The 26112-nt window shown below is 63.2% G+C and carries 24 protein-coding genes; 11 read left to right on the top strand and 13 right to left on the bottom strand.

The features are described 5' to 3' along the window. The first annotated feature begins 104 nt into the window (after nt 1-104). From LXM55_RS22780 to LXM55_RS22760, 5 genes are all read left to right on the top strand, one after another. Nucleotides 105-3893 carry a sensor domain-containing protein gene (locus tag LXM55_RS22780; RefSeq protein WP_233322432.1) on the top strand — a complete coding sequence of 1263 codons (3789 nt, stop codon included), beginning with the start codon at nt 105-107 and terminating at the stop codon, nt 3891-3893. A gap of 193 nt (nt 3894-4086) precedes the next feature. Then, nucleotides 4087-5340 (top strand): serine hydroxymethyltransferase, encoded by a 1254-nt coding sequence (gene glyA / locus LXM55_RS22775; RefSeq protein WP_060841179.1) that lies wholly within the window; start codon nt 4087-4089, stop codon nt 5338-5340. 269 nt (nt 5341-5609) lie between these two features. Further along, entirely contained in the window at nt 5610-6923 is a 1314-nt protein-coding gene (locus LXM55_RS22770) for a C4-dicarboxylate transporter DctA (RefSeq protein WP_233322431.1), read from the top strand. A gap of 79 nt (nt 6924-7002) precedes the next feature. Continuing rightward, the gene (locus LXM55_RS22765) at nt 7003-7716 is read left to right on the top strand and encodes a FadR/GntR family transcriptional regulator (protein ID WP_233322430.1); all 714 of its coding nucleotides are present in this window, start codon (nt 7003-7005) and stop codon (nt 7714-7716) included. Nucleotides 7717-7752: 36 nt separating this feature from the next. Then, nucleotides 7753-8466, top strand: coding sequence for a GntR family transcriptional regulator (locus LXM55_RS22760; RefSeq protein WP_233322429.1), 714 nt, complete (start codon nt 7753-7755; stop codon nt 8464-8466). A 23-nt stretch (nt 8467-8489) separates the two neighbouring features. Here the strand turns inward: LXM55_RS22760 and yjiA are convergent, their stop codons facing one another. From yjiA to LXM55_RS22745, 3 genes are all read right to left on the bottom strand, one after another. Next, nucleotides 8490-9461, bottom strand: a complete 972-nt coding sequence (gene yjiA, locus LXM55_RS22755; protein WP_233322428.1) for a GTPase — start codon at nt 9459-9461, stop codon at nt 8490-8492. A 113-nt stretch (nt 9462-9574) separates the two neighbouring features. Further along, nucleotides 9575-9772, bottom strand: a complete 198-nt coding sequence (locus tag LXM55_RS22750; RefSeq protein WP_007937254.1) for a YbdD/YjiX family protein — start codon at nt 9770-9772, stop codon at nt 9575-9577. Between the two features lie 15 nt (nt 9773-9787). Further along, a complete protein-coding gene (locus LXM55_RS22745; RefSeq protein WP_233322427.1) occupies nt 9788-11854 on the bottom strand; it encodes a carbon starvation CstA family protein in 2067 nt (688 codons plus the stop codon). Nucleotides 11855-12110: 256 nt separating this feature from the next. Here LXM55_RS22745 and LXM55_RS22740 point away from each other — a divergent pair, with 256 nt between their 5' ends. Continuing rightward, nucleotides 12111-12479: a PilZ domain-containing protein gene (locus tag LXM55_RS22740; RefSeq protein ID WP_233322426.1), complete on the top strand. Its 369-nt coding sequence runs from the start codon at nt 12111-12113 to the stop codon at nt 12477-12479. Between the two features lie 24 nt (nt 12480-12503). Here the strand turns inward: LXM55_RS22740 and LXM55_RS22735 are convergent, their stop codons facing one another. The 4 genes from LXM55_RS22735 to katB all read right to left on the bottom strand — a co-directional run bounded on the left by LXM55_RS22735 (nt 12504) and on the right by katB (nt 16849). Further along, a complete protein-coding gene (locus tag LXM55_RS22735) occupies nt 12504-13226 on the bottom strand; it encodes a hypothetical protein (RefSeq protein ID WP_442799781.1) in 723 nt (240 codons plus the stop codon). 40 nt (nt 13227-13266) lie between these two features. Further along, nucleotides 13267-14634, bottom strand: a complete 1368-nt coding sequence (radA, locus tag LXM55_RS22730) for a DNA repair protein RadA (RefSeq protein ID WP_011063580.1) — start codon at nt 14632-14634, stop codon at nt 13267-13269. A 45-nt stretch (nt 14635-14679) separates the two neighbouring features. Continuing rightward, the gene (locus LXM55_RS22725; protein ID WP_233322424.1) at nt 14680-15240 is read right to left on the bottom strand and encodes an ankyrin repeat domain-containing protein; all 561 of its coding nucleotides are present in this window, start codon (nt 15238-15240) and stop codon (nt 14680-14682) included. Between the two features lie 67 nt (nt 15241-15307). Continuing rightward, a complete protein-coding gene (gene katB / locus LXM55_RS22720; protein ID WP_233322423.1) occupies nt 15308-16849 on the bottom strand; it encodes a catalase KatB in 1542 nt (513 codons plus the stop codon). Nucleotides 16850-17135: 286 nt separating this feature from the next. On the opposite strand from katB, the gene mscL reads away from it, so the two are divergent. Next, on the top strand, nt 17136-17549 hold the full coding sequence (gene mscL / locus LXM55_RS22715; RefSeq protein WP_060841189.1) for a large-conductance mechanosensitive channel protein MscL: 414 nt from the start codon (nt 17136-17138) through the stop codon (nt 17547-17549). A 47-nt stretch (nt 17550-17596) separates the two neighbouring features. Here the strand turns inward: mscL and LXM55_RS22710 are convergent, their stop codons facing one another. Next, nucleotides 17597-18373: a ferredoxin--NADP reductase gene (locus tag LXM55_RS22710; RefSeq protein ID WP_233322422.1), complete on the bottom strand. Its 777-nt coding sequence runs from the start codon at nt 18371-18373 to the stop codon at nt 17597-17599. A gap of 214 nt (nt 18374-18587) precedes the next feature. On the opposite strand from LXM55_RS22710, the gene LXM55_RS22705 reads away from it, so the two are divergent. Continuing rightward, nucleotides 18588-19712, top strand: a complete 1125-nt coding sequence (locus LXM55_RS22705) for a methyltransferase (protein ID WP_233322421.1) — start codon at nt 18588-18590, stop codon at nt 19710-19712. A 66-nt stretch (nt 19713-19778) separates the two neighbouring features. Here LXM55_RS22705 and LXM55_RS22700 read toward each other — a convergent pair whose 3' ends face one another. The 3 genes from LXM55_RS22700 to LXM55_RS22690 all read right to left on the bottom strand — a co-directional run bounded on the left by LXM55_RS22700 (nt 19779) and on the right by LXM55_RS22690 (nt 22473). After that, nucleotides 19779-19946, bottom strand: coding sequence for a DUF2474 domain-containing protein (locus tag LXM55_RS22700; protein ID WP_233322420.1), 168 nt, complete (start codon nt 19944-19946; stop codon nt 19779-19781). A 76-nt stretch (nt 19947-20022) separates the two neighbouring features. Then, nucleotides 20023-21030 (bottom strand): cytochrome d ubiquinol oxidase subunit II, encoded by a 1008-nt coding sequence (gene cydB / locus LXM55_RS22695; RefSeq protein WP_233322419.1) that lies wholly within the window; start codon nt 21028-21030, stop codon nt 20023-20025. Between the two features lie 3 nt (nt 21031-21033). Further along, on the bottom strand, nt 21034-22473 hold the full coding sequence (locus LXM55_RS22690; RefSeq protein ID WP_233322418.1) for a cytochrome ubiquinol oxidase subunit I: 1440 nt from the start codon (nt 22471-22473) through the stop codon (nt 21034-21036). A gap of 574 nt (nt 22474-23047) precedes the next feature. Here LXM55_RS22690 and LXM55_RS22685 point away from each other — a divergent pair. The 3 genes from LXM55_RS22685 to LXM55_RS22675 all read left to right on the top strand — a co-directional run bounded on the left by LXM55_RS22685 (nt 23048) and on the right by LXM55_RS22675 (nt 24969). Further along, entirely contained in the window at nt 23048-24286 is a 1239-nt protein-coding gene (locus LXM55_RS22685) for an MFS transporter (protein ID WP_233322417.1), read from the top strand. A gap of 98 nt (nt 24287-24384) precedes the next feature. Next, nucleotides 24385-24663 carry a type II toxin-antitoxin system RelE/ParE family toxin gene (locus LXM55_RS22680; protein WP_060841194.1) on the top strand — a complete coding sequence of 93 codons (279 nt, stop codon included), beginning with the start codon at nt 24385-24387 and terminating at the stop codon, nt 24661-24663. A 15-nt stretch (nt 24664-24678) separates the two neighbouring features. Continuing rightward, nucleotides 24679-24969, top strand: coding sequence for a HigA family addiction module antitoxin (locus LXM55_RS22675; protein WP_115580981.1), 291 nt, complete (start codon nt 24679-24681; stop codon nt 24967-24969). A gap of 3 nt (nt 24970-24972) precedes the next feature. On the opposite strand, the gene LXM55_RS22670 is transcribed toward LXM55_RS22675, so the two are convergent. Continuing rightward, nucleotides 24973-25524: a DJ-1 family glyoxalase III gene (locus LXM55_RS22670; protein WP_233322416.1), complete on the bottom strand. Its 552-nt coding sequence runs from the start codon at nt 25522-25524 to the stop codon at nt 24973-24975. A gap of 66 nt (nt 25525-25590) precedes the next feature. After that, complete coding sequence (locus LXM55_RS22665; RefSeq protein ID WP_233322415.1) at nt 25591-26040, bottom strand: DUF4879 domain-containing protein; 450 nt, start codon at nt 26038-26040, stop codon at nt 25591-25593. Between the last annotated feature and the right edge of the window lie 72 nt (nt 26041-26112).

Here is a 26112-nt window from a genome sequence, read left to right as displayed (position 1 = left end):
ATAGTGCACGTCGCGCCAGCCCAGCCAAACCGCAGGATCACAGCTTGTCCAACGTCATTTCGCCACAGCCCGCGCGCGCTAAAGCCTCTGGGCCGGCCTATCCTATGCGAGGCACACTCAAAGGCGCACTGGCAACGCTGGTGCTGTTGCTCCTGGCCCTGTTGTTCTGGCAGTTGCTCGATCAACTGCAGCAGACCCGCAAGGACCAGCACCAGCACGCCATCGACTACAGCGCCGACCTCGCTGACCACCTGAGCCTGAACCTGGCGCTCAATGCCCAGATCACCCTCAACCTGCTGCCCATCGTCGAGGCACCGCAGGACCGCCAGCAACAACAGCAACTGTTACAGAAACTCCAGCGCTCCCTGCCGGACGTACGCAGCGTTGCCCTGCTGGACAGCAAGGGGCAAATCCTCAGCGACAGCGCCGCCGACAGCCAGGACGCCCTGTGGCTTGCCGAACTGGTGCAACGCAGCCACGCCCAGCGCTACTACTACAGCAACCCCGCCGACGGCTCGGTGGTGCACCTGTTGCTGCACCAGGCCAGTGGCGCGACCCACGGCTACTGGGTCCTGCGCCTGGCCCCCAGCTTCCTGCAGGCGCTGGTGAAGCAAAGCGAAGAAGGCTTCAAACCCACCTGGGTGATCGAAAACCGCCTCAGCCGCCAGGTGATCAAGCGCGACGAACGCAGCACCCCGAGCGCGGGCATGCTGGACCCCGACGAAATGGCCAGCAGCGTGCTGCTGGTGCCCTTGAGCAACAGCGACTGGCAACTGCGCGGCCTGTTCGACCAGCGCGCAGTGATCGAGGAACTGCTGCCGGCCTTTATCGGCAAGTGCCTGCTGGGCCTGGCCTTCTCCCTGCTGCCGGTGATCGCCCTGCTGAACATGCGCCGGCGCCAGCGCCAACTGCACGAAGGTCGGCGGCGTTACCAGGACATTTTCGAAGGCACCGGCGTCGCCCTCTGCGTGATGGATATCGCCGGGTTGCCGGGGTTGCTCGACAAGCACCATCTGCACAACAGCGACCAACTCAAGCGCTGGCAAGCCAGCCACCCGGAGCATCGCCAACAGCTGCTGAGCGAGTTGCGCATCACCGAAGTCAACCAGGTGGCCCTGCGCCTGCTCAACGTCGAGTCCAGCGAACAGGCCTGGCAACTGCTGATCGACGGCTGCCCGAATAACAGCAGCGCCATCGGCAGCCAATTGCTCGAAGCGGTGATCAACCAGCAAAAGCAACTGGAGCTGGAAATCAAGCTCAACGACGCCCAGGGCAATGACCAGCACTTGTGGCTGGTGCTGCGCCTGCCTGAAGCCGTCGAGGACTACAGCGCGGTGATCCTCAGCATCAGCGACATCACCAGTCGCAAGCTGATCGAACTGTCGCTGCTGGAGCGCGAGGGCTTCTGGTCCGACGTGGTACGCACCGTGCCCGATCACCTGTACGTGCAGGACGTGATCAGCCAGCGGATGATCTTCAGCAACCACCACCTGGGCCAGACCCTGGGCTACAACAAGACCGAACTGCACCAGATGGGCGAGTACTTCTGGGAGATCCTCCTGCACCCGGAAGACGCCGACCTCTACCACCGCCTGCGCCAGGAACAGCGCCACTCGGCCTATGCCCAGTTGCTGCAATGCCAGTTGCGCTTCCGTCACCGCAGCGGCCAGTGGCGACGCTTCGAGATCCGCGAGCAGGCCCTGGCCCGGGACCGCTACGACCAGGTGACGCGGATCATCGGCGTGGCCAAGGACATCACCGACCAGATCGAGGCCAGCGAGTCGCTGCGTGACAGCGAGCAACGCTACCGCATGCTCGCCGAGAGCATCAGCGACGTGATCTTCTCCACCGACAGCAAGCTCTCGCTGAACTACGTCAGCCCTTCGGTGCATGCCGTGCTGGGCTACGACGTGGAGTGGATCTTCCAGAACGGCTGGCAGTCGACCATCGCCAACCCGCAGCAACTGGCCGGCATCTATGCCCTGATGGACCGGGTCAGCAAGGCCCTGGACAAGCCCGAGCAGTTGGCGCAACTGCGCAGCCAGGTACAGACCCAGCTGTTCCTGTTCGATTGCCTGCGGGCCGACGGCCGCAAGATCCCCATCGAACTGCGCCTGGTGCTGGTGTGGGACGAACACGGCGCTTTCGAAGGCGTACTCGGGGTCGGCCGCGACATCAGCCAGCAGCGCCGGGCGGAAAAAGACCTGCGCATGGCGGCCACGGTATTCGAACACTCGACTTCGGCGATCCTGATCACCGACCCGGCCGGCTATATCGTCCAGGCCAACGAGGCCTTCAGCCGGGTCAGCGGTTACGCGGTGTCCCAGGTGCTCGATCAGTTGCCGAACATGCTCACCGTGGACGACCAGCAAGAAGCCCACCTGCGCTATGTGCTCAAGCAGTTGAACCAGCACAGCACCTGGGAAGGCGAAGTCTGGCTCAAGCGTCGCAATGGCGAGCACTACCCGGCGTGGGTCGGGATCACCGCAGTGCTCGACGACGAAGGCGACCTGGCCAGCTACGTGTGCTTCTTCAGCGACATCAGCGAGCGCAAGGCCAGCGAGCAGCGCATCCACCGCCTGGCCTACTACGATGCCCTGACTCACCTGCCCAACCGCACCCTGTTCCAAGACCGCCTGCACACCGCGCTGCAATCGGCGGAACGGCAGAAATCCTGGGTGGTGCTGATGTTCCTCGACCTGGACCGTTTCAAGCCGATCAATGACTCCCTGGGCCACGCCGCCGGCGACCGCATGCTCAAGGAAATGGCCACGCGCCTGCTGGGTTGCGTCGACAATGACGACACCGTGGCGCGCATGGGCGGCGACGAATTCACCTTGCTCCTGCAACCGCGTTCCAGCCGCGAGATGGCCCTCAACCGGGCGATCCACGTGGCCGAGCAGATCCTCGCCAGCCTGGTCAAACCCTTTGTCCTCGAAGGCCGGGAGTTCTTCGTCACCGCCAGTATCGGCATCGCCCTGAGCCCTCAGGACGGCAACGAACTGAGCCAGTTGATGAAGAACGCCGACACCGCGATGTACCACGCCAAGGAACGCGGCAAGAACAACTTCCAGTTCTATCAGGCGGACATGAACGCCAGCGCCCTGGAGCGCCTGGAGCTGGAAAGCGACCTGCGCCACGCCCTGGAGCAGGAAGAATTCGTGCTTTATTACCAACCGCAGTTCAGCGGCGACGGCAAGCGCCTGACCGGCGCCGAAGCGCTGTTGCGCTGGCGGCATCCGCGGCGCGGCCTGGTGCCGCCGGGGGATTTCATTCCGGTCCTGGAAGAGTTGGGGCTGGTGGTGGATGTCGGCGACTGGGTGATCAGCGAAGCCTGCCGCCAGCTCAAGGCCTGGCACCAGGCCAAGGTGCGGGTGCCGAAGGTCTCGGTGAACATCTCCGCGCGGCAATTTTCCGACGGCCAGCTGGGCATGCGCATTGCCACCATCCTCAAGGACACCGGGCTGCCGCCGGCATGCCTGGAGCTGGAGCTGACCGAAAGTATCCTGATGCGCGAAGTCAGCGAGGCGATGCAGATCCTCGACGGCCTGAAGAATCTCGGCCTGAGCATCGCGGTGGATGACTTCGGTACCGGCTATTCCTCGCTCAACTACCTCAAGCAGTTCCCGATCGACGTGCTGAAAATCGACCGCACCTTCGTCGACGGCCTGCCATCCGGCGAGCAGGATGCGCAGATCGCCCGCGCCATCATCGCCATGGCCCACAGCCTGAACCTGGCGGTAATCGCCGAGGGCGTGGAAACCCACGAACAGCTGGAGTTCCTGCGCGAACATGGTTGCGACGAGGTCCAGGGCTACCTGTTCGGCCGGCCGATGCCGGCCAATCGCTTCGAAGCGCAGTTCAGCAACGACGCCCTGTTCATGTTCGACTAAAAGCAGTGGCAAGCTTCAAGCGGCAAGCTGTAAGAGAAAAGCGATCCGCTGCCAGCTTGCGGCTTGCGGCTTGGAGCTTGCATTTCGTCACTTGAACGCTGCTTCTGTGCGACATGATGTCCTTTCATATGCCATCTAAAACCCATTGGGTTAGAATGCCTCCCTTTTCTGCCCCCGATCCTTGAGGACCGCCATGTTCAGCCGTGATTTGACTATTGCCAAGTACGACGCCGATCTCTTTGCCGCCATGGAGCAAGAAGCTCAGCGCCAGGAAGAGCACATTGAGCTGATCGCTTCGGAAAACTACACCAGCCCAGCGGTGATGGAAGCTCAAGGCTCGGTGCTGACCAACAAGTACGCCGAAGGTTACCCGGGCAAGCGTTACTACGGCGGCTGCGAATACGTCGACGTGGTTGAACAGCTGGCCATCGACCGCGCCAAGGAGCTGTTCGGCGCCGACTACGCCAACGTCCAGCCACACGCTGGCTCCCAGGCCAACGCGGCGGTCTACCTGGCCCTGCTGCAAGGCGGCGACACCATCCTGGGCATGAGCCTGGCCCATGGCGGTCACCTGACCCACGGTGCTGCCGTTTCCTCCTCCGGCAAGCTGTACAACGCCATTCAATACGGCATCGACGCCAACGGCCTGATCGACTACGACGAAGTCGAGCGCCTGGCCCTCGAGCACAAGCCGAAAATGATCGTGGCCGGTTTCTCCGCCTACTCGCAGATCCTCGACTTCCCGCGTTTCCGCGAAATCGCTGACAAGGTTGGCGCCTACCTGTTCGTCGACATGGCCCACGTGGCCGGTCTGGTCGCCGCTGGCGTCTACCCGAACCCAGTGCCATTCGCCGACGTCGTGACCACCACCACCCACAAGACCCTGCGCGGTCCACGTGGCGGCCTGATCCTGGCTCGCGCCAACGCCGACATCGAGAAGAAACTGAACTCCGCGGTATTCCCAGGCGCCCAGGGCGGCCCGCTGGAGCACGTGATCGCCGCTAAGGCGATCTGCTTCAAGGAAGCACTGCAGCCTGAGTTCAAGGCCTACCAGGAACAAGTGGTGAAGAACGCCCAGGCCATGGCCGAAGTGTTCATCGCGCGCGGTTTCGACGTGGTTTCCGGTGGTACCAAGAACCACCTGTTCCTGCTGTCGCTGATCAAACAGGACATCTCCGGTAAAGACGCCGATGCCGCTCTGGGCAAAGCGTTCATCACCGTGAACAAGAACTCCGTGCCAAACGACCCACGCTCCCCGTTCGTCACCTCCGGCCTGCGCTTCGGTACTCCGGCCGTGACCACCCGTGGCTTCAAGGAAGCCGAGTGCAAGGAACTGGCCGGCTGGATCTGCGACATCCTGGCAGACCTTTCCAACGAAGCGGTGATCGACGCCGTGCGTGAGAAGGTCAAGGCCATCTGCAAGAAGCTGCCGGTATACGGCGCTTAATCAGCCCGCAGACCGCAGCATGAAAAGCCCGGCCCAGCGCCGGGCTTTTTTGTGCCTGTGGAAAACTCCCGGGCAGCGCCAGCGGAAGAGGAAAAACCACTGGTCAGACCGGTCATGCCAATTTGCGTCACCCTTCTTGTAAAGCCACAAAACCCGAGCGTAGACTGCGCCTGCACTGGACATACCGGTAAGACCACAATAATTAAGTCCTCCATCCGCTGCGCGTTCCCCGTGCACGGCAGACAGGACACCGACCAGGATTCCTCCCCATGCTCAGATGGTGCTCGCGTTCGATTTTCCTCCAGGTTGTCCTCGGACTGATGCTCGGCATCGTCTGCGGCCTCACCCTCCCCGAATACTCCGCACAACTCAAACCCCTCGGCGACGGCTTTATCAAGCTGATCAAGATGCTCATCGGCCTGATCGTGTTCTGCGTGGTGGTCAGCGGCATCTCCGGTGCCGGCGACCTGAAAAAAGTCGGCCGCATCGGCCTCAAGTCGGTGATCTACTTCGAAATCCTCACCACCGTGGCCCTGGTGATCGGCCTGGTCATGGCCTTCAGCACCGGCATCGGCAGCGGCGCCAATATTCACCTGGAACAGCTGTCCGCCGCCGACATGGGCGACATCGCCCAGCGCGGCCAGCACATGCACACCACCACCCAGTTCCTCATGGACCTGATCCCCACCTCGGTGATCGGCGCCTTTGCCGAAAACAACATCCTCCAGGTGCTGCTGTTCTCGGTGCTGTTCGGCAGCGCCCTGAACCTGGTGGGTGAAGCGGCCTCGGGCATCTCCCGGCTGATCAACGAACTGAGCCACGTGATCTTCCGCATCATGGGCATGATCGTGCGCCTGGCGCCCATCGGCGTGTTCGGCGCCATCGCCTTCACCACCAGCAAGTACGGCCTGGATTCGCTGCAGCACCTGGGCAGCCTGGTGGGCCTGTTCTACCTCACCTGCCTGGCCTTCGTCGCGGTGATCCTGGGCCTGGTGATGCGCCTGTCGGGCCTGCGCATGCTGCCCTTCCTCAAGTACCTGCGCGAAGAACTGCTGATCGTCCTCGGCACCGCCTCCTCCGATGCCGTGCTGCCGCAGATCATGCGCAAGCTTGAACACCTGGGCATCGGCAGCTCGACCGTGGGCCTGGTGATTCCCACCGGCTACTCGTTCAACCTCGATGGTTTCTCCATCTACCTGACCCTGGCCATCGTCTTCATCGCCAACGCCACCGGCACCCCGTTGTCCATGTCGGATCTGTTGACCATCCTCCTGGTGTCGCTGATCACCTCCAAGGGCGCCCACGGGATTCCCGGTTCGGCGCTGGTGATCCTGGCCGCGACCCTGACCGCGATCCCGGCGATCCCGGTGGTGGGCCTGGTACTGGTGCTGGCGGTGGACTGGTTCATGGGCATTGGTCGCGCCCTGACCAACCTGATCGGCAACTGCGTGGCCACCGTGGCCATCGCTCGCTGGGAAAAGGACATCGATGTGCAACGGGCCAACAAGGTGCTCAGTGGCCAACAGGGCTATACCTTCCAGGCGCGCAAACCGGTGGCCGGTGCCCATCAGCAGGAATTTTGATTTGGCCTTGTGCCTGTCACTGGCAGGCACAACACTCGGCGCGGCAACAACGCGCTACCAACCGTTCATGGAGTCAACAGTGATCAGCTCGTCAACAGTGGTGAATTCAGTGGTAGAAAAGCTCCGGGCCGCGCTGGCCCGAGGCCAGTGGCGCTCCGGCGACATGCTGCCAGGGCAACGTGAATTGGCCGAGCAACTGGGCATCAGCCGCCCCAGCCTGCGCGAAGCGGTGATCGTCCTGGAGACCCTGGGCCTGGTGCGCTCCATGCCCGGCAAAGGCGTGGTGGTGCTGGACGCCCCCCTGGACGAAGCGCAGGGCAGCGATAGCGCAGTGGCCGGGGCCAGCCTCGAAGACGTGCTGCAACTGCGCTACACCCTGGAACCGTTCATCGTCGGGCTGGTGGCGCAATCCATCAGCAGCAAGGAAGTTGGCCAGCTGCGCCTGACCCTGATGGACATGCGTGAAGCCCTGGAAGCCGGCGACAGCGAAGCCGGAGTCAACGCCTACATCGCCTTCCATGAGGAACTCTTCACCCTGACCAGCAACCCGATCTTCCAGAACGTGGTGCAGCAGACCAGCAATGCCCTCAAGCAGAGTGCGCAGATCCTGCGCAATTCGCCCGAGCACCTGGCCGAACGCCTGGAGGAAAATGAAGCGGTGGTGCGGGCCATCCGCAACAAGAACAGCGCCCTGGCCAGCGCCGAGATGCGTCGGCACATCCTCCAGGAAGGCCAGCGCATGGGCATCGAACTGAATATTCCGGACGATCACCTGGGCAACAACGCCTCGTAATCACCCCCGAGTCAGCAACTGGACTGGAGACAGGCCATGGTCAGCTACGCCCTGAAAAACAACCCCTTCATCCTGGTGGCCAGCCTGCCGCGGCGTCAGTGCGGCGAAAAAAAGCTGCTGGTGGATGACGTCTACCCACAGATCTTCGACGCCATCCTGGAACAGCGCATCGCCCCCGGCAGCCGCTTCACCGAGGACAGCCTGGGGCAGGCCTTCGGCGTCAGCCGCAGCATCATCCGCCAGGTCCTGGCGCGCTTGTCCCACCAGCAAGTGGTGATCCTGCGGCCCAATTACCGCCCCCAGGTCGCGGCTCCAGACCTGGAACAGACCCGGCAGATCCTGCATGCCCGGCGCCTGACGGAAATCACCCTGGTGCGCCTGGCCTGCCAACAGCCCCGGCGCCAACTGCAGCCGCTGCGCGAATTGATTGCCCAGGAGCGCGAGGCCATTGGCCGCGACCAGCGCGGGCCGGCTATCCGCCTGTCTGGGGAGTTCCACCTGCAATTGGCAGAGCTTGCCGGCAACGGGCCCCTGTCGCAGTTCCTCGGCAGCCTGGTGCCGCTGACCTCCCTGGCCATCGCCCAGTTCGAAGGTCAGGCCCGCAACTACTGCGCCTGGCAGGAACATTCAGGGATCCTTGACGCGCTACAAGAAGCGGACGTGGCAAGCGCCGAAGCCCTGATGAACCGACACCTGGATCACCTGGAGCAGCGCCTGCTAGGCACAGCGCCCGCCGACACCGACCTGTAGGCGCCGGCAAGCCGGCGAAGGGCTCAGCCGCCCAGCATCTTCTCAAAGCCCTGCCGGATCTTCGCTTCCGGCAAATCGTCAGCGATAAACACCATCACGCTCTCGCGCGCTTCGCCTTCGGCCCATTCGCTGTCCCAGTCGAAGCCATAGAGCTTGAGCACGCCCTGGAACACCATGCGCCGGGGCTCATCGATGACATTCAACACGCCCTTGTAGCGCAGCAATTGCCGGCCATGGTCTTCCAGCAACTCATTCATGAATTCGCTCAGGCGATCCAGATCCAGGGCCTGTTCGGTGCGCAGCACCAGGCTGGAAATCCGGTCCACTGACGGCGCCTTGGCGACCGGCCGCAGGCTGAGGCCTCCGCCCAGATCGGCATTCAAGTTGAAGCCCCGCACATCCAGCAGTTCGGCCAGGTCGATCCGGCCGTGCTCCACCACCCGGATCGGCGCCCGGCGGTTGATCCGCGTCAGGCGCTGGCTGAGGGCTTCAAAGGTCGCCTCGTCCACCAGGTCGCGCTTGCTCACCAGCAACCGGTCGGCAAAGCCGACCTGCGCCTGGGCGATGGTCTGGGTCAGGTGGAACTCGGCGTGCTTGGCATCCACCAGGGTGATGATGCCGTCGAGAATGTAGCGTTCACGCAGCTCTTCATCGATGAAGAAGGTCTGCGCCACCGGGGCCGGATCGGCCAGCCCGGTGCACTCGATCACCAGCCGGTCGAAGGCTATCTCGCCGCTGTCCAGGCGCTCCAGCAACAGATACAGGGCCTTGGTCAGGTCGGTGTGGATGGTGCAGCAGACGCAACCGTTGGCCAGGGTCATGACCTGCACGGGCTGCTCGCCGAGCAGCTGGGTGTCGATGCCGGCGTCACTGAACTCGTTCTCGATCACGGCAATTTTCAGGCCGTGCTCGGCCTTGAGCAGGTAGCGCAACAAGGTGGTCTTGCCAGCACCAAGAAAGCCGCTGAGCACGGTGACGGGAATAGGCTTTTGCAAAACAGGATCTCCCACGCAAAAAACGTAGAAGCCGGCTTGTCGGCGATAGCGCCCGAAGAATCGCTATCGCCGACAAGCCGGCTCCTACCTGGGTGTGGCTCAAACGCTGTGTTTCAACAGCACTTCGGACCGCCCTTGCCGCCGTACCGGGCTTCCTGGCGCTCCCGGAAGAACGCCTCGTACGACATCACCGGCTTGTCCGGGTGCTTGGTTTGCATATGCTCGACGTAGTTGTCGTAGTCGGGCATGCCGACCATCAGGCGCGCGGCCTGACCGAGGTATTTACCGAGGCGACTCAGGTCATTGAACATGTTTGCAATCCTCGATTACGCATCCGGCACCGCCTGATAGGGCGATTCTTTATCCGTACGCTCCTTGCTGCCCCAGGCGGCGATGCCGACCTTGAGCGCGTAGAACAGGATGCTGAACACCACCAGCAGGAACAGGGCGGTCAGGGTCGCGTTGGTGTAGGCGTTGAAGATCACGTGCTGCATCTGCGTGATGTCCTTGGCCGGAGCGAGGATCTGGCCGTTGGCCAGGGCATCGCTGTATTTCTTCGCCAGCGCCAGGAAGCCGATCGCCGGGTTGGCGTCGAACAGCTTGATGAAGCCTGCGGTGGTGGTGCAGATCAGCAACCACACGGCCGGCAGCAGAGTGACCCAGATGTAGCGCTGGCGCTTCATCTTGATCAGCACCACGGTGCCGAGCATCAGGGCAATACCGGCCAGCATCTGGTTGGAGATGCCGAACAGCGGCCACAGGGTGTTGATACCGCCCAGCGGATCGATCACGCCCTGGTACAGCAGGTAACCCCAGAGCGCCACGCAGCCTGCGGTGGCAATCAGGTTGGCAGTCCACGACTCGGTGCGCTTCAGGGCCGGAACGAAGGAACCCAGCAGGTCCTGGAGCATGAAGCGCCCGGCACGGGTACCGGCGTCCACCGCGGTGAGAATGAACAGCGCCTCGAACAGGATCGCGAAGTGGTACCAGAACGCCATGGTGTTTTCACCCGGCAGGACGTGGTGGAGAATCTGCGCGATACCCACCGCCAGGGTCGGTGCACCGCCGGCACGGGCCAGGATGGTGTTTTCACCGATGTCCTTGGCCACCGCCTGCAGTTGTTCCGGACTGATCACGAACCCCCAACTGCTGACGGTCTGAGCCACGGCCACCACGTCGCCACCAACGATGGCCGCCGGGCTGTTCATGGCGAAGTACACGCCCGGCTCGATCACCGAGGCCGCAACCATGGCCATGATCGCCACAAAGGACTCCATGAGCATGCCGCCGTAGCCGATGTAGCGGGCGTTGGCTTCGTTATCCAAAAGCTTCGGCGTGGTCCCCGAGGAGATCAGCGCGTGGAAGCCGGACACCGCGCCACAGGCGATGGTGATGAACAGGAACGGGAACAGACCGCCTTTCCACACCGGGCCGGTGCCGTCGGTGAACTGGGTCAGAGCCGGCATCTTCAGCTCGGGCATGGTGATCAGGATGCCGATCGCCAGGGCGATGATGGTGCCGATCTTGAGGAAGGTCGACAGGTAGTCCCGCGGAGCCAGGATCAGCCACACCGGCAGTACCGCGGCGACGAAACCGTAGCCGATCAGCATCCAGGTGATCTGGATACCGGTGAAGGTGAACATCTTGCCCCACACCGGATCCGCCGCCACCTGGCCACCCAGCCAGATGGAGCCGAGCAACAGCAGCACGCCGATCAGCGAAATCTCACCAATGCGACCCGGGCGGATGTAGCGCATGTACACGCCCATGAACACCGCGATCGGGATGGTCGCCATGACCGTGAAGATACCCCACGGGCTCTCGGCCAGGGCCTTGACCACGATCAGCGCCAGCACCGCAAGGATGATGATCATGATCAGGAAGCAACCGAACAGCGCGATGGTCCCCGGGATGCGCCCCATTTCCTCACGGACCATGTCGCCCAGGGAACGACCGTTACGCCGGGTGGACAGGAACAGCACCATGAAGTCTTGCACCGCACCGGCCAGGACCACACCGGCAATCAGCCACAGGGTGCCGGGCAGATAGCCCATCTGCGCCGCCAGGACCGGGCCCACCAGGGGGCCAGCACCGGCAATGGCCGCGAAATGGTGGCCGAAAAGGATGTGCTTGTTGGTCGGCACATAGTCCAGACCGTCGTTGTTGACCACCGCAGGCGTGGCCCGGGCGGGGTCCAGCTGCATGACATTGTTGGCAATGAACAGACTGTAATACCGGTACGCCACCAGATAGATGGCCACTGCGGCAACCACAATCCACAAGGCGTTGATCGCCTCGCCGCGACGCAATGCAACGACGCCGAGGGCGCAAGCTCCTACGATTGCCAGCAGCAGCCAAGGGACATGGCGTAGCGGGCTATTATTATTTTTCATTTTTTTATTCCAGCCAGGAGGATAGAAAAACAGCGTTTCGAGTGTAGCGCTACTGCTCTCAAAGACCAGCCCCCACGTTGGTCTAGAGCCTTCTTTTAAGTTATGAGGCGCTATTTTCTTGCTCTTGATAGGCCTGAACGGTGCGGGATCCCAAAAACCCGGAACCCTGACCAACCGCCATTGCCACCGGGGTCGGTTGTAGCGACAGTCACGAACCGGAGTCTATAGTTCAGAGCACCATGCAGAGGGCCAGCCCATGAGCGAGCAACACGACGACCGCCGACGCTTCAAACGCATCGCCTTCGATGCCCGGACCGAACTCAGCCAAGGCACCCATCGCTGGCCGGTGCGGCTGCTGGACCTGTCGCTGAAAGGCTTGCTGATCGAGCGCCCCGATCCCTGGCTGGGAGACCCGGCGCGCCCTTTCGAGGCCTATGTTCACCTGGGCCTCGACGCCGACGTGCGCATGGACGTGCAACTGGCCCACAACAATCGGGGCCAGCTGGGCTTCGTCTGCCTGCACATCGGCCTGGATTCCATCGAGCACCTCAGGCGCCTGATCGAGTTCAACCTGGGGGACCCGGAAGAGCTGGAGCGCGAGCTCGGGGCGCTGATCGATATCTGATCGCCCCGGCCGGGCGACTCTCCGTCAGGGAAACAGCCCGGGCTCGGGGAACTCGCTTTCCATGTCCCAGTAACCCGCCTGTTGGCGCGTGGCGACGGTCCACTGGCCGTCGGCATAGCGGAAGGTGCGATAGGTCGTGACGAACTCTTCATTGTCCATCGATGAAGCGGATGAGACCTGCTGGATGCTTTCCGTGGCGCCACCAACGGACGGAACAATCCGCCAGGCCGCCTTGCCCGTCTGGGCAAACACCAGCGGCTGCTTCTCGCCGCTTTCACCCTGGCACAGCACCGGGTCCAGCTGGCTCTGCTCCGGCATCAGCACCTCCGTGGCCGGGCCGCTGTAGCTGCCCATGGGTGCGGTCTGGTCGATGGTCAGGAAAAATGCCGGGGACGGCAGGCCGTTGAGCGGGGCCTTCTCCACCGTGGCCATCGGGTAGCCGAGGGACTTTTGCGCCAAGACCTCGCCACCATCGGACACCAGGCGCGCCTGGGCTTCCAGCGGCGCAGCCGGAGGCTCATCCGCCGAGTCGGCAAGGCTGTCGGCATCCAGGCCATTGCCCCAGCTGTCGGCGTGCAGTTGAGGGGTGATGCGCAGGTCCTCCAGCACTTCCAGGACCGAGCCGTCGCCCACCAGCACCTGCTGCGCAACCCGATACCCTTGCGGCACCTCGGCCGTCTGCGCCAGGGCCAGAGTGCAACAGCCCAACAGCCCCCAGCCCATTACCCAGCCCTTGAATCCGCTCATGCCCATAGCACCTGCTTCCTTTCGTAAGAGACCCGCATGATTACTCGAACAGTGCATCCAGCGCCTGCTCCAGACGCGTCACGGCAATGATCTTCAAGCCAGGCGGCGCTTCCTTCGGCGCGTTGCCCTTGGGCACGATGGCCCGCTTGAAGCCATGCTTGGCCGCTTCTTTCAGACGCTCCTGACCGCTGGGCACGGGGCGTACTTCGCCGGACAGGCCGACCTCGCCGAACACCAGCAGATCATGGGGCAGCGGACGATTGCGCAAGCTCGACATCACCGCCGCCATCAGCGCCAGGTCGGAGGCGGTTTCCAGCACCTTGACCCCGCCCACCACGTTGAGGAACACGTCCTGATCGTGAGTCGGAATGCCACCATGGCGATGCAACACCGCCAACAGCATGGCCAGGCGGTTCTGGTCCAGGCCCAGGGTCACCCGGCGCGGGTTGGCCAGGTGGCTGTCATCCACCAGCGCCTGAACTTCCACCAGCATCGGCCGGGTACCTTCCCAAGTGGCCATCACCACGCTGCCCGGCACTTCTTCCTGGGCCCGGGTGAGGAAAATCGCCGAAGGGTTGGAGACTTCCTTCAAGCCGCGGTCGGTCATGCCGAACACCCCCAGCTCATTGACCGCGCCGAAACGGTTCTTCACCGCCCGCAGCAAACGCAGGCGACCGTCGGACTCTCCCTCGAAATACAGCACGGTGTCGACCATGTGCTCCAGCACCCGCGGCCCGGCCAGGGCGCCTTCCTTGGTCACGTGGCCCACCAGGAAGATCGCCGTGCCGCTCTGCTTGGCGTAGCGCACCAGCAAGGCCGCGCTCTCGCGCACCTGGGACACGCCGCCCGGGGCCGACTGCAGCTGCTCGGTGAAAATCGTCTGGATCGAGTCGATCACCATGACCTTGGGCTTTTCCACCCGGGCCGTGGCGATGATGGTTTCGATGCAGGTTTCGGTCATCACCCGCAGTTGATCCTGGGGCAGGCCCAGGCGCCGGGCGCGCATCGCCACCTGCTGCTGGGATTCCTCGCCAGTGACGTAGAGCGCCGGCATGCGCGTGGCGATGTTGCACAGGGTCTGCAACAGGATGGTTGACTTGCCGATCCCCGGGTCACCACCGATCAGCACCACCGAACCGTCCACCAGGCCACCGCCCAGCACCCGGTCGAGTTCACCGGAGGCGGTGGAGAAACGCGGGATTTCCTCGACGCTGACTTCCGCCAGGGTCTTGATCTGCGCCTGCTGCCCGGCCCAGCCGGTGCGCCCGGCAGGCGCCGCGGCGCCGCCGCTTTCGATCATGGTCTCGGTCAGGGTGTTCCAGGCCCCGCACTCACCGCATTGCCCGGCCCACTTGGGAAAGGTGGAGCCGCACTCGGTGCAGCCGTACATGCGCTTGGCCTTGGCCATCTGAACCCCCGGCAAAAACCGCGATGATAGCTCAGCTGGAACGGATCAGCGCGACGGCGCGGTGCGTATCTGCCCGCTGGCCAGCCGCGCGGGGCTATTGCCCAGGGGATCCTCGGCATTCAGGTCGGCGCCCTTGGCCACCAGGGCCTGAAGCAGTTCCTCCCGTTTGAACAGCCCGGCATACATGGCGGCAGTCTGCCCCGCGCCGTTGCGCTGGTCGGGGCTGCAATCGGCGGCCAACAGGCGCCGGGCAATCTGCACCTCGCCCTTGAAGATCGCCCCCATCAAGGCGGTGTTGCCGCGCTTGTCCTGGGCACAGGCGTTGGCGCCGGCGGCCAGCAGGCGCTCCACCGCCGGGCCCTGGCCGTGATAGGCGGCCAGGATCAACGCGGTGTAGCCCTTTTCATCCTGGGTATCGAGGGCGTAACCAGCCTCGATAAAGGTGTTGAGCATTGCCACGTCGCCCCGGCGGGCGGCATCGAAATAGTAGTGTTCCAGCTGAACCTTGACCGCCACCGGGTCGGCACTCGCCGCTTGTTCGGCCGCCGGCTGCGCATAAGCGACAAACGACCAGGCCACTGACAGCAGCGCTATAAAAAGACGCATGGCGCGACTCCTCTGTCGGAAAAAGACGTCACGCCCGGGCGGGCGTGACGGGGTGAGGCTGGCGCGATCAGTCGCTCAGCTTGGCTGCCAGGGCCTTGACCCGGGCCAGGTCGCCCTTGGCCACGCGGGTCACGCCGGTGCCGTACTCGGGGTCGGCCTTATAAAGGAACGACAGGATGATGTGCTTGCTCTCGTCATCAGTGGTGGCCAGCGAGCCGCCAAAGCTGTCGATCAGGTCCTGGCGCTCTTTCTTGCTGAAGGAGCGGTACAGATCCCCTGCCTGCTTGAAGTTCTGCTCGCGCTGGATCTTCGCCTGCTGGGTGCTGCCCGACAGTGCCATCTGGCTGTAGCGCGCGGTCTGCGGTTCTTCACGCGGCATCAGGCGGCTCGGCTGGTAGTTGACCCCGGTGCTGGTGTGGCCCAGGTTCATGGCGCCGTCCTGATTGCCGTTGTTCACCGGGTTCTTCGGCGCGTTGATCGGCAGTTGCAGGGCGTTGGCGCCGAGGCGGTACATCTGGGTATCGGCGTAGGAGAACACTCGGCCTTGCAGCAGGCGGTCTTCCGACGGCTCGATCCCCGGCACCAGGTTGGCCGGTGCCATGGCCACCTGCTCGGTTTCCTGGAAGACGTTGGCCGGGTTGCGGTTCAACACCATCTGCCCGACTTTGCGCTCGGGCACATCCGGCCAGATCTTGGTGGCGTCCAACGGGTCGAAATCAAACTTGGCCAGGTCTTCGGGTTTCAATACCTGGACATACAAGTCCCACTTGGGAAAGTCCCCTTTATTAATGTGGGTTACCAAGTCATTAGTCATATGGCTGTAATCGCGGCCTTGGACCTCTACCACTTGTTTCGGGTCGAGATTCTTCAGACCTTGCAGGCTCTTCCAGTGAAACTTCACGTAGTGCACTTCGCCCTTGGCGTTGATCAACTTGTAGGCGTGCACACCATTACCGTCCATTTCCCGGTAACTGGCCGGAGTGCCGGAGTTGGAATACAGCTCGGTCAACGTACGGGTGGCTTCGGGAACATGGGAGAAGAAATCGAAACGCCGCGAGTCATCGTCAAGGTTGGTGCGCGGGTCCGGTTTGAATGCGTGCACCATGTCCGGGAACTTGATGGCGTCACGAATGAAGAAGGTCGGGAAGTTGTTGCCCACCAGGTCCCAGTTACCGTCCGCGGTATAGAACTTGGTGGCAAAGCCCCGCGGGTCACGCAGGGTTTCCGGGGAGTGGTTGCCATGCACCACTGCCGAGAACCGCACGAACACCGGGGTTACTTCTCCGGCGGCGAAGACCTTGGCGCGGGTCAGGTCGCTGAGGTTGTCGGTCACGGTGAAAGTGCCGTGGGCGCCGGTGCCACGAGCATGCACCACCCGCTCTGGAATGCGCTCGCGGTCAAACCGCTGGAGTTTCTGGATCAGTTGCACATCCTGCAGCAACACCGGGCCGGTGGCGCCCGCGGTCTGTGAATTCTGGTTGTCGCCCACTGCCGCGCCATTGTCGCGGGTCAGCGTGGCAGCCTGTACGGAAAGGGAAAGCATACTGGCGGCCAGTACGCCCAGTACGCGTCGCTGGGAAAAACTCCCAAGGCCAAGAGAAGCGGTCATGTTGTATTCCTCTAGTTATATAAGGCGCATCTCGATGCGCCTGCTAGAGGCTAGTGGCTAAATATTTGAAAGATAAATAGAAAGGCCGTACCCCGTCGATTGACAGAATATTCTGGTTATATCGTTGAAGGCGGGGTATATCGCGCGCGATCTGATGGCACTTTAATAAACTATTTGCCTGTTTATCGGTCGATAACCCCGCGAACTGCAAAATGGGCTGTCGGCAAAAGGCTTTTTGCTGAATTACACTGCCGTAACCAACCTCATCTGTAACAAGGAATAACCTATGGGCGTGCTAAGTGAATTCAAGGCCTTCGCGGTCAAAGGTAACGTGGTCGATATGGCCGTCGGTATCATCATCGGCGCTGCATTCGGCAAGATCGTCTCGTCCTTTGTCGGCGACGTGGTCATGCCGCCAATCGGCCTGCTGATCGGTGGGGTGAACTTCGGGGACCTGGCCGTCACGCTCAAGGCCGCGGCGGGCGATACGCCGGCGGTGGTATTGGCGTACGGCAAGTTCATCCAGAGCATCATCGACTTCATCATCATTGCCTTCGCCATCTTCATGGGCGTCAAGGTGATCAACCGTCTGAAGCGTGAAGAGGCCGTGGCCCCGACACTGCCGCCGGTACCGAGCAAGGAAGAAGAGCTGCTGGGGGAGATCCGCGATCTGCTCAAGGCTCAGAACAACAAGCCCTGAGGCTGACCCTGCAATAAAACAACGGCGCCCTGAAGGCGCCGTTTTCATTACCAGTAGTTTTCCACCGCCACCTGCCCCGGCCGCCGGCTCAGGCTCAGGTTCAGGCCCCGCTGCTTGAGCAGCGCGCGGGTGTCATCGATCATCTGCGGGTTGCCGCAGAGCATCACCCGCGAATGCTCGGGGGTCAGTGCCACGCCAGCGGCACGCTCCAGCTCGCCGCTCTCGATCAGTTGGGTGATGCGCCCGTTGAGGCTGCCCGGGTGCTGCTCGCGGGTCACGGTGCTGATGAATTGCAGCTTGTGGGCCACTTCCGCCAGGTACTCACGCTGCGGCAACTCGGCGAGCAGCTGCTGATAGGCCAGTTCCTTGGCTTCACGCACGCTGTAGACCAGGATGATGCGTTCGAATTTTTCCCACACCTCGAAGTCCTGCAGGATCGACAGGAACGGCGCAATCCCGGTGCCGGTGGATAGCAGCCAGAGGTCGCGACCGTCGACGAAGCGGTCCAGGGTCAGGTAGCCAAAGGCCTGGCGATCCACCAGCAGGCTGTCCCCCACTTCCAGGCGACTCAGCTCGCTGGTGAACTCGCCGCCGGGCACCACGATGGAAAAGAACTCGAGAAACTCATCGAACGGCGACGACACCATGGAATAGGCGCGCCACACCGTACTGCCATCGGCCTTGGTCACCCCGAGACGGGCGAACTGCCCGGCACGAAAGCGAAAACCCGCGTCCCGGGTGGTGCGCAGGGTGAACAGGCTGGAGGTCAACGGCTGGACTTCAAGCAGGGTCTGGCGCGTGTACTTTTCTTCACTGGCGGTCATGACGGGCTCCACAAAAGCGATGCTCTAGTGTCCCGCAAAGCGCCGGACAGAAACACCGGCGGTTTGTAGTGGCATAGAGCGCGGGCAATCCCCGGCAAAAAAACGTACCATTCAGCCCCGCTTCGAACGGCCCGCACCGCCGCTGTTCGAGGGTTCCCGTGCGCGCGACAGCCCCCACCGCCGGGACATTCACCGATTACCTAGAGTCCGCCCCATGCCGCTGCTTGCAAGCCCCTTCGCCCAGCTCGACCTGATCCGCCAGCCCGAACAGCAAAACGAGCCCCTGCAAGCCTTCGACGCGGCGGACGAATACCTGCTCAACCACCTGGCCGAGCAGCAACCGGCCAGCGACACCCGGGTGCTGATCCTCAATGACAGCTTCGGCGCCCTGGCCGCGAGCCTGCTGGGCAAGGTCCAGGTCAGCAGCAGCGGCGATTCGTACTTGGGCGCCCTGGCCCTGGAAAAGAACCTGGTGCGCAACGGCCTGCCCTTCGACGCCCTACGGGTGATACCGGCCAGCGAGCCGTTGCACGGCCCCTTCGACCGGGTGCTGATTCGCGTGCCCAAGACCCTGGCCCTGCTGGAAGAGCAATTGATCCGCCTGCAAGGGCAACTGGCCCCAGGCGCCCAGGTGGTGGCGGCGGCCATGGTCAAGCACCTGCCCCGCGCCGCCGGCGACTTGCTGGAGCGCTACATCGGCCCGGTCCAGGCCTCCCTGGCGGTGAAAAAGGCCCGCCTGCTGATCGCCACGCCAGAAGCCAGGCCTGCGGTCGTGTCGCCCTACCCGACCCGCTATCGCCTGGAGCAGCCGGCCATCGAGCTGCTCAACCACGCCAACGTGTTCTGCCGCGAAGGCCTGGACATCGGCACCCGCGCCTTCCTCCCGCACCTGCCGCAGAACCTCGGCAGCGCCCGGGTCGCGGACCTGGGCTGCGGCAACGGCGTGCTGGCCATCGCCAGCGCCCTGGACAACCCCCAGGCCCATTACACCCTGGTGGACGAATCCTTCATGGCCGTGCAGTCAGCCCGGGAGAACTGGCAGGCGCTGCTCGGTGAGCGCGAGGCCGAAATGCGTGCCGGCGACGGCCTGGCCGGCCAAGCGCCACAGTCCCTGGACGTGGTGCTGTGCAACCCGCCGTTCCACCAGCAGCAGGTGGTGGGCGACTTCCTCGCCTGGCGCATGTTCCAACAGGCCCGGGAGGCGCTGGTAGTGGGCGGCGCGCTGTATATCGTCGGCAACCGCCACCTGGGCTATCACAGCAAGCTGGCGCGGCTGTTCCGCGGCGTCGAACAAGTGGCGGCGACACCCAAGTTCGTGATTTTCAAGGCACGCAAGTAACAGGCAAAAAAAACCCTCCGCTGGCGGAGGGTTGAAACCGTGCCGCAAGGCAACGGGATGGGATGATCAGTGGGTGGTCAGGCCCGCAGCATTCATGAACAGGCGCATCAGGCTGGCCACCACGAACAGGGCCAGCACGCTGCCACCCCAGATCATCACCAGCCAGCCCAGGCGCTGCCACAGCGGCTTCTTTTCCGCCTGTTCGATTTCCTGCAAAGAGTGTTTACCGCTCATGATTGCAACTCCTGCCTAACCCGAATTCCCATAGGGCCCGGCTTGCCAGCGAAAGCGCCGGCAAGCCGGCTCCTGCCTAGTGGTAACCGTCTTCGTGGGTGACCTTGCCGCGGAACACGTAGTAGCTCCAGAAGGTGTAGCCCAGGATGAACGGGATGATGAACAAGGTCCCTACCAGCATGAAGCCCTGGCTCTGCGGCGGCGCGGCGGCGTCCCAGATGGAGATCGACGGCGGCACGATGTTCGGCCACAGGCTGATGCCCAGGCCGCTGTAGCCAAGGAAGATCAGCACCAGGGTCAGCAGGAACGGCGTGTAGTGGGCGTTGCGGGCCACGGCACGCAGCAGGCCGTACATGGTCACCAGCACCAGGATCGGCACCGGCAGGAACCAGAACAGGTTCGGCAGGGTGAACCAGCGCGCGGCAATCTCGGCGTGGGCCAGCGGGGTCCAGATACTGACGACGCCGATCACGGCCAGCACTACATAGGCCAGGGGCCGAGCAATGTCATGCATCTGCTGCTGCAGCTTGCCTTCGGTCTTCATGATCAGCCAGGTGCAGCCGAGCAAGGCATAGGCCACCACCAGCGCCAGGCCGCAGAACAGGGTGAAGGGCGTCAGCCAGTCCAGCGAGCCGCCGGCGAACTGCCGGTTGACCACCGGCAGGCCATCGATGAACGCCCCCAGGGCCACGCCCTGGAAGAAAGTCGCCGCCAGCGAACCGCCGATGAAGGCCTTGTCCCAGATGTGGCGCTTGTCGTCCTTGGCCTTGAAGCGGAACTCGAAGGCCACGCCGCGGAAGATCAACCCCACCAGCATCAGGATCAGCGGCAGGTAGAGCGCCGAGAGCACCACCGAGTAGGCCAGCGGGAAGGCGCCGAACAATGCCGCGCCGCCCAGTACCAGCCAGGTTTCGTTGCCGTCCCAGACTGGGGCGACGGTGTTCATCATCACGTCACGGTCGCGGTCGTCCTTGACGAACGGGAAGAGAATCCCGATCCCCAGGTCGAAGCCGTCCATGACCACGTACATCATGATGCCGAAGATGATAATCACGGCCCAGAGCAGCGGAAGATCAATACCCATGACTCAGTTCCCCTTGTTCAGGCGGGTGCCGTGGTCGGCATCGTGGTCATCGTCGGCTGCGGACAGCGGACGGGCCGGGGTACGTTTCTGCCCGGGACCACCGTGGCTGGTTTCGGCACCTTCGTTGGTGACCGGGCCTTTGCGCACCAAGCGCATCATGTAGCCGATCCCCACGCCGAACAGCGAGAAGTACACCACCACGAACAGCGCCAGGGTGATGCTCATCTGCACAAAGCTGTGCCCGGAAGAGGCGTCCGCCGTACGCATCAGGCCGTAGACCACCCACGGCTGACGGCCGATCTCGGTGGTGAACCAGCCCGCCAGGATCGCGATCAGCCCGGACGGGCCCATCCACAAGGTCAGGTACAGGAACGGCCGCGAGGTGTAGAGGGTGTCGCGCTTGCGCAGCCAGACGCTCCACAGGCCGGTGAAGATCATCAGCATGCCCAGGCCCACCATGATCCGGAACGACCAGAAGACGATGGTCGAGTTGGGCCGGTCCTCGGGCGGGAACTCCTTGAGCGCCGGCACCTGCTTGTCCAGCGAGTGGGTGAGGATCAGGCTGCCCAGGTAGGGGATTTCCACCGCGAAGCGGGTCTTCTCGGCCTTCATGTCCGGCCAGCCGAAGAGGATCAGCGGGGTCGGCTCGTTGCCGACGTTTTCCCAGTGGCCTTCGATCGCGGCAATTTTCGCCGGCTGGTGCTTGAGGGTGTTGAGGCCGTGGAAGTCGCCGATCACCGCCTGCACCGGTGCCACGATCAGGGCCATCCACATCGCCATCGACAGCATGCGACGAATGGCCGGGTTGTCGCGACCCCGCAGCAAGTGCCAGGCTGCCGACGAGCCAACGAAGAACGCCGTGGCGACGAATGCGGCTACGGCCATGTGCGCCAGGCGATAGGGGAATGACGGGTTGAAGATCACCGCCAGCCAATCCACCGGTATCACCTGGCCGTTGACGATTTCATAGCCTTGCGGGGTCTGCATCCAGCTGTTGGACGAGAGGATCCAGAAGGTCGAGATCAGGGTGCCGATGGCCACCATCACCGTGGAGAAAAAGTGCAGCTTGCGCCCGACCTTGTTCCAGCCGAACAGCATGACCCCGAGGAAACCGGCCTCCAAGAAGAAGGCCGTGAGCACTTCATAGGTGAGCAAGGGGCCGGTGACCGAACCGGCAAAGTCCGAGAAACGGCTCCAGTTGGTGCCGAACTGGTAAGCCATCACCAGGCCGGAAACCACGCCCATGCCGAAGTTGACGGCGAAGATCTTCGACCAGAAGTGGTAGAGATCGCGGTAGGTGTCGTCACGGGTCTTCAGCCAGAGGCCTTCGAGTACCGCCAGGTAGCTCGCCAGGCCGATGGTGATTGCCGGGAACAGGATGTGGAACGAGATGGTGAACGCGAACTGAATTCGGGCGAGATCAAGAGCCTCTAAACCGAACATAAGCTTTCCTCTATCAGGTAATACCGGCTGCCGGCCAGAGGCCTGCACCCACTGCCCCCACGGATATGGAGTACGGCGAATTCGGATTCGTTCTTTTTTAAACCATCGCAACGCAGGGAGTCTGGCCCTTTGGCCGCCACATCAACCACCAAGAAAAGGTTTTGATCTGGGTCAAGCAACGTTAAAAGAGTAGTCCTATTTTCACCGCGCAACTCTGTGGTTATTTGCCGCGTGACAGCTTGCCTCACCCTCTCAAGCCCGGGGTTTTCCCGGCGTTTTCCCAGCCAAATCCCTGTGGCCGCTGCCGAGCCTGCGAAGCTGCGAAAGGCCGGGCCGCGTTCGGTATGCAGGGCCTTGCCTAGCGATTGCCCGTCGAACCTGCGGCGTATTCAAGCCCCTGGCGTCTCCTCCGGAGCCGTTCGCAGCCTGCGGCAGCGGCTACAGGGGTTCGCGGCCCGGCATGCGAGCAAAAAAGAAGATAGATGCGTGGCTAACGAATTTCCCACCGACCCGCAACTATTGGTTACATCTTGGTGATAACCTCGTCGCACTCCCCGCTCAGATTGACCGCCCGATGCCCAGCCAAACGCCTCTGTTGCTCCGTCACCATCGCCCGTTCATCGCTTTCTGGCTGGCCCGGATCTTCACCGCCAGCGGTTTCCAGATGCTCACCGTGGCCATCGGCTGGAACCTCTACCAACTGACTGGCAATGTACTCGACCTGGGCCTGGTGGGGCTGGTGGAGTTCGCCCCGCGCGTGCTGTTCATGCTGCACACCGGGCATGTGGCCGACCGCTACGACCGGCGCCGGGTGGCGGCGATCTGCCAGTCGCTGCAAGCCTTGATCGCCCTGGCCCTGGCCGTCGGCAGCCTGACCGACAGCGTCACCCGGGAAATGATCTTCGTCCTGGCCTTCCTCCTCGGCGGCGCCCGCTCCTTCGAAATGCCCACCACCCAGGCCCTGCTGCCGAGCATCGTGCCCACGGCGCTGTTTCCCCGGGCGGTGGCCGCCGCGCAATCGGCGCAACAGTCGGCGACCATCGTCGCCCCGGCCCTGGGCGGGTTGCTGTACGCCTTCGGCAGCGTCTGGGTCTACGGCCCCACCGTGGTCCTGTACCTGATCGCCTGCCTGCTGATGCTCAACCTGCCGGCCCGCCAGACCCCGCTGAACAAGGGCAAGGCCACCCTTGATTCACTGCTGGCGGGCATCCGCTTCATCCGCAGCCGCCCGGACATCCTCGGCGCCATTTCCCTGGACCTGTTCGCAGTCCTGCTGGGTGGCGCCACCGCGCTGCTGCCGGTGTTCGCCAAGGACATCCTGCTCACCGGTCCCTGGGGCCTCGGGCTGCTGCGTTCGGCGCCGGCGGTCGGGGCCTTGCTGATGTCGCTGTGGCTGGCGCGCTTTAGCGTCGAGCGCAAGGTCGGGCGGGTGATGTTCACCGCGGTCGGGGTGTTTGGCGTGGCCACCATCGCCTTCGGCCTCTCGACCTCGTTCTGGTTTTCCCTGGCGGTGCTGGTGGTGCTGGGGGCAGCGGACATGATCAGCATGGTGATCCGCGCGTCCTTCGTGCAGCTGGAAACCCCGGACGACATGCGCGGCCGGGTCAGCGCGGTGAACGGCCTGTTCATCGGCGCTTCGAACCAGCTGGGAGAATTCGAATCCGGGCTGACCGCCCACTGGTTCGGCACCGTGCCGGCGGTGGTCCTGGGCGGGGTCGGCACGCTGCTGGTGACCGGGGTCTGGATCAAGCTGTTCCCGACCCTGGCCCAGCGCGATCGGATGATCGAGCGGGTGGAAGAGGCCAAGGTGTGAAACCTCAGGCGGATTGGCCCTGTAACAGGTTGTTGATCATTCTCTGCAATACAAAACCGCTACGAAGCGTGTAATGTATCACCTTACACTCGCACCCCATGATCAAGTCCTTTCAGCACAAAGGCCTGCGCGCCTTCTATGAAACCGGATCGACTCGTGGAATACGGGCTGAGCATGCACGCCGGCTGGCCCGCCAGCTGTCGTTCATGGATCACGCCAGCGAACCGGCAGACCTCAACCTGCCGGGTTGGCGGCTGCACCCACTCAGGGGCGACCTGCACGGCTATTGGTCCCTGGTGGTGTCCGGCAACTGGCGAGTGATCTTTCGTTTCGTAGGTTCGGATATCGAACTGGTCGATTATCTGGACTACCACTGAACAGGAGGCAGGATCATGCCCATCCACACCCCGCCCCACCCCGGTGACACCCTGCGCCTGGATGTCTTGCCCGAGTTGGGCATCAGCGTAACGGAGCTCGCGCGGCATATCGGCTATGCCCGCCCGCATCTGTCCAAGGTGTTGAATGGCCATGCACCGATCCGCGCTGAACTGGCGGTCCGCCTGGAACGCGCCGGAATCGGCAAGGCCAAGGTCTGGCTGGCGGTGCAGGCCGACTACGACATCTGGCACACCGAACAGGAGTTGCAGCCGGTGATCGAGCCCATCGCGGCTCATGTCGGCTGAGCCCTAAACCAGCAACTCTCCAGCCACCTGGGCGCGCTTGCCGCGGCCGCACAACGCCTCCACCAGGGTCAGGGCAAACGCCACGGCCGCTCCCGAACCTTGAGCGGTGATGCAGTTGCCGTCCACCACCACCGGCTGGTCGACAAAGACGCAGCCCGACAGGTGGTGGCTGGCGCCGGGCAGGCAGGTCATGCGCCGCTGGCGCAGCACCCCGAAGGTTTGCAAGGCCAGGGCCGGCGCTTCGGCGATGCCAGCGAACAGGCGCCCCGCCGCAACCTGGTCCTTGACCAACTGCATCAGCGGTTGGTGGCTCGCCAGGTGCTGGGCACCCACCGCACCGCCAGGCAATACGATCAGGTCGAAGCGCTGGGCCAGCACGTCCACCAGCATGGCGTCGGCGGTCAATCGGGTGCCCCGGGCGCAGGTGAGCATGCGCCGGCCTTCGACGCTGGCGGCCAGCACTTCGATTCCAGCGCGGCGCAAGACATCGATCAGGGTCACGCTTTGCAGGTCATCGATGCCTTCGGCAAGGGTGACCAAGGCTCTGAAGGTCATGGGGATGACTCCATCTGGAGGTCTTTAGAGCTTAGTCAGCTTTGCCGGGCGAGGCTCAGGGCGCCCTCACTTGATATAGATCTGCGCGCCCAGGCTGTTGCCCGGGGCATTGAGCGAGGTGTTGCGAAAACTGAAGGTGCCTTCCTGCTTGCCCGCCAGGTCGAACACATAGATGTAGCCGACGGTGATTCCGGAGTTGCCGCAAGGCACGTAACTGGAGCCGTCCTCGCACACTGGCGAACGGGTGCCGTCGACTTCAAAACCGTCCAGGGTCACATGGGGCTCGCGACCGTAGCCGATCTCCAGCACATAGACCTTGATGTTCGGGCCGCTGTGATCGCACTCGGTTCGTTCACGGCCGTCGGAAACATCCTCCAGGCCGCAGGAAGGTGACAGCACCTTGAGAATCTCCACCCGGCTCAACGGCGGCGCCGAACGCGCCATGGCCGGGGCCGTCAACCAGCAGGCCGCCACGCCGAGCAATGCCAGAGCCGTCATTTTCACTGTGCTGCGCATAAATCCTCCCTTGAAAGCTGGGCGCAGTATGCGCTACTTGCCAGCGGGGCAAAACATCGCCGACGATCGCAG

This window comes from Pseudomonas sp. Au-Pse12 (genome assembly GCF_021341665.1).
Classification (GTDB): Bacteria; Pseudomonadota; Gammaproteobacteria; order Pseudomonadales; family Pseudomonadaceae; genus Aquipseudomonas.
The sequence above is the reverse complement of the archived record's forward strand: the minus strand, read 5'-3'. Positions and strand labels throughout refer to the sequence as shown.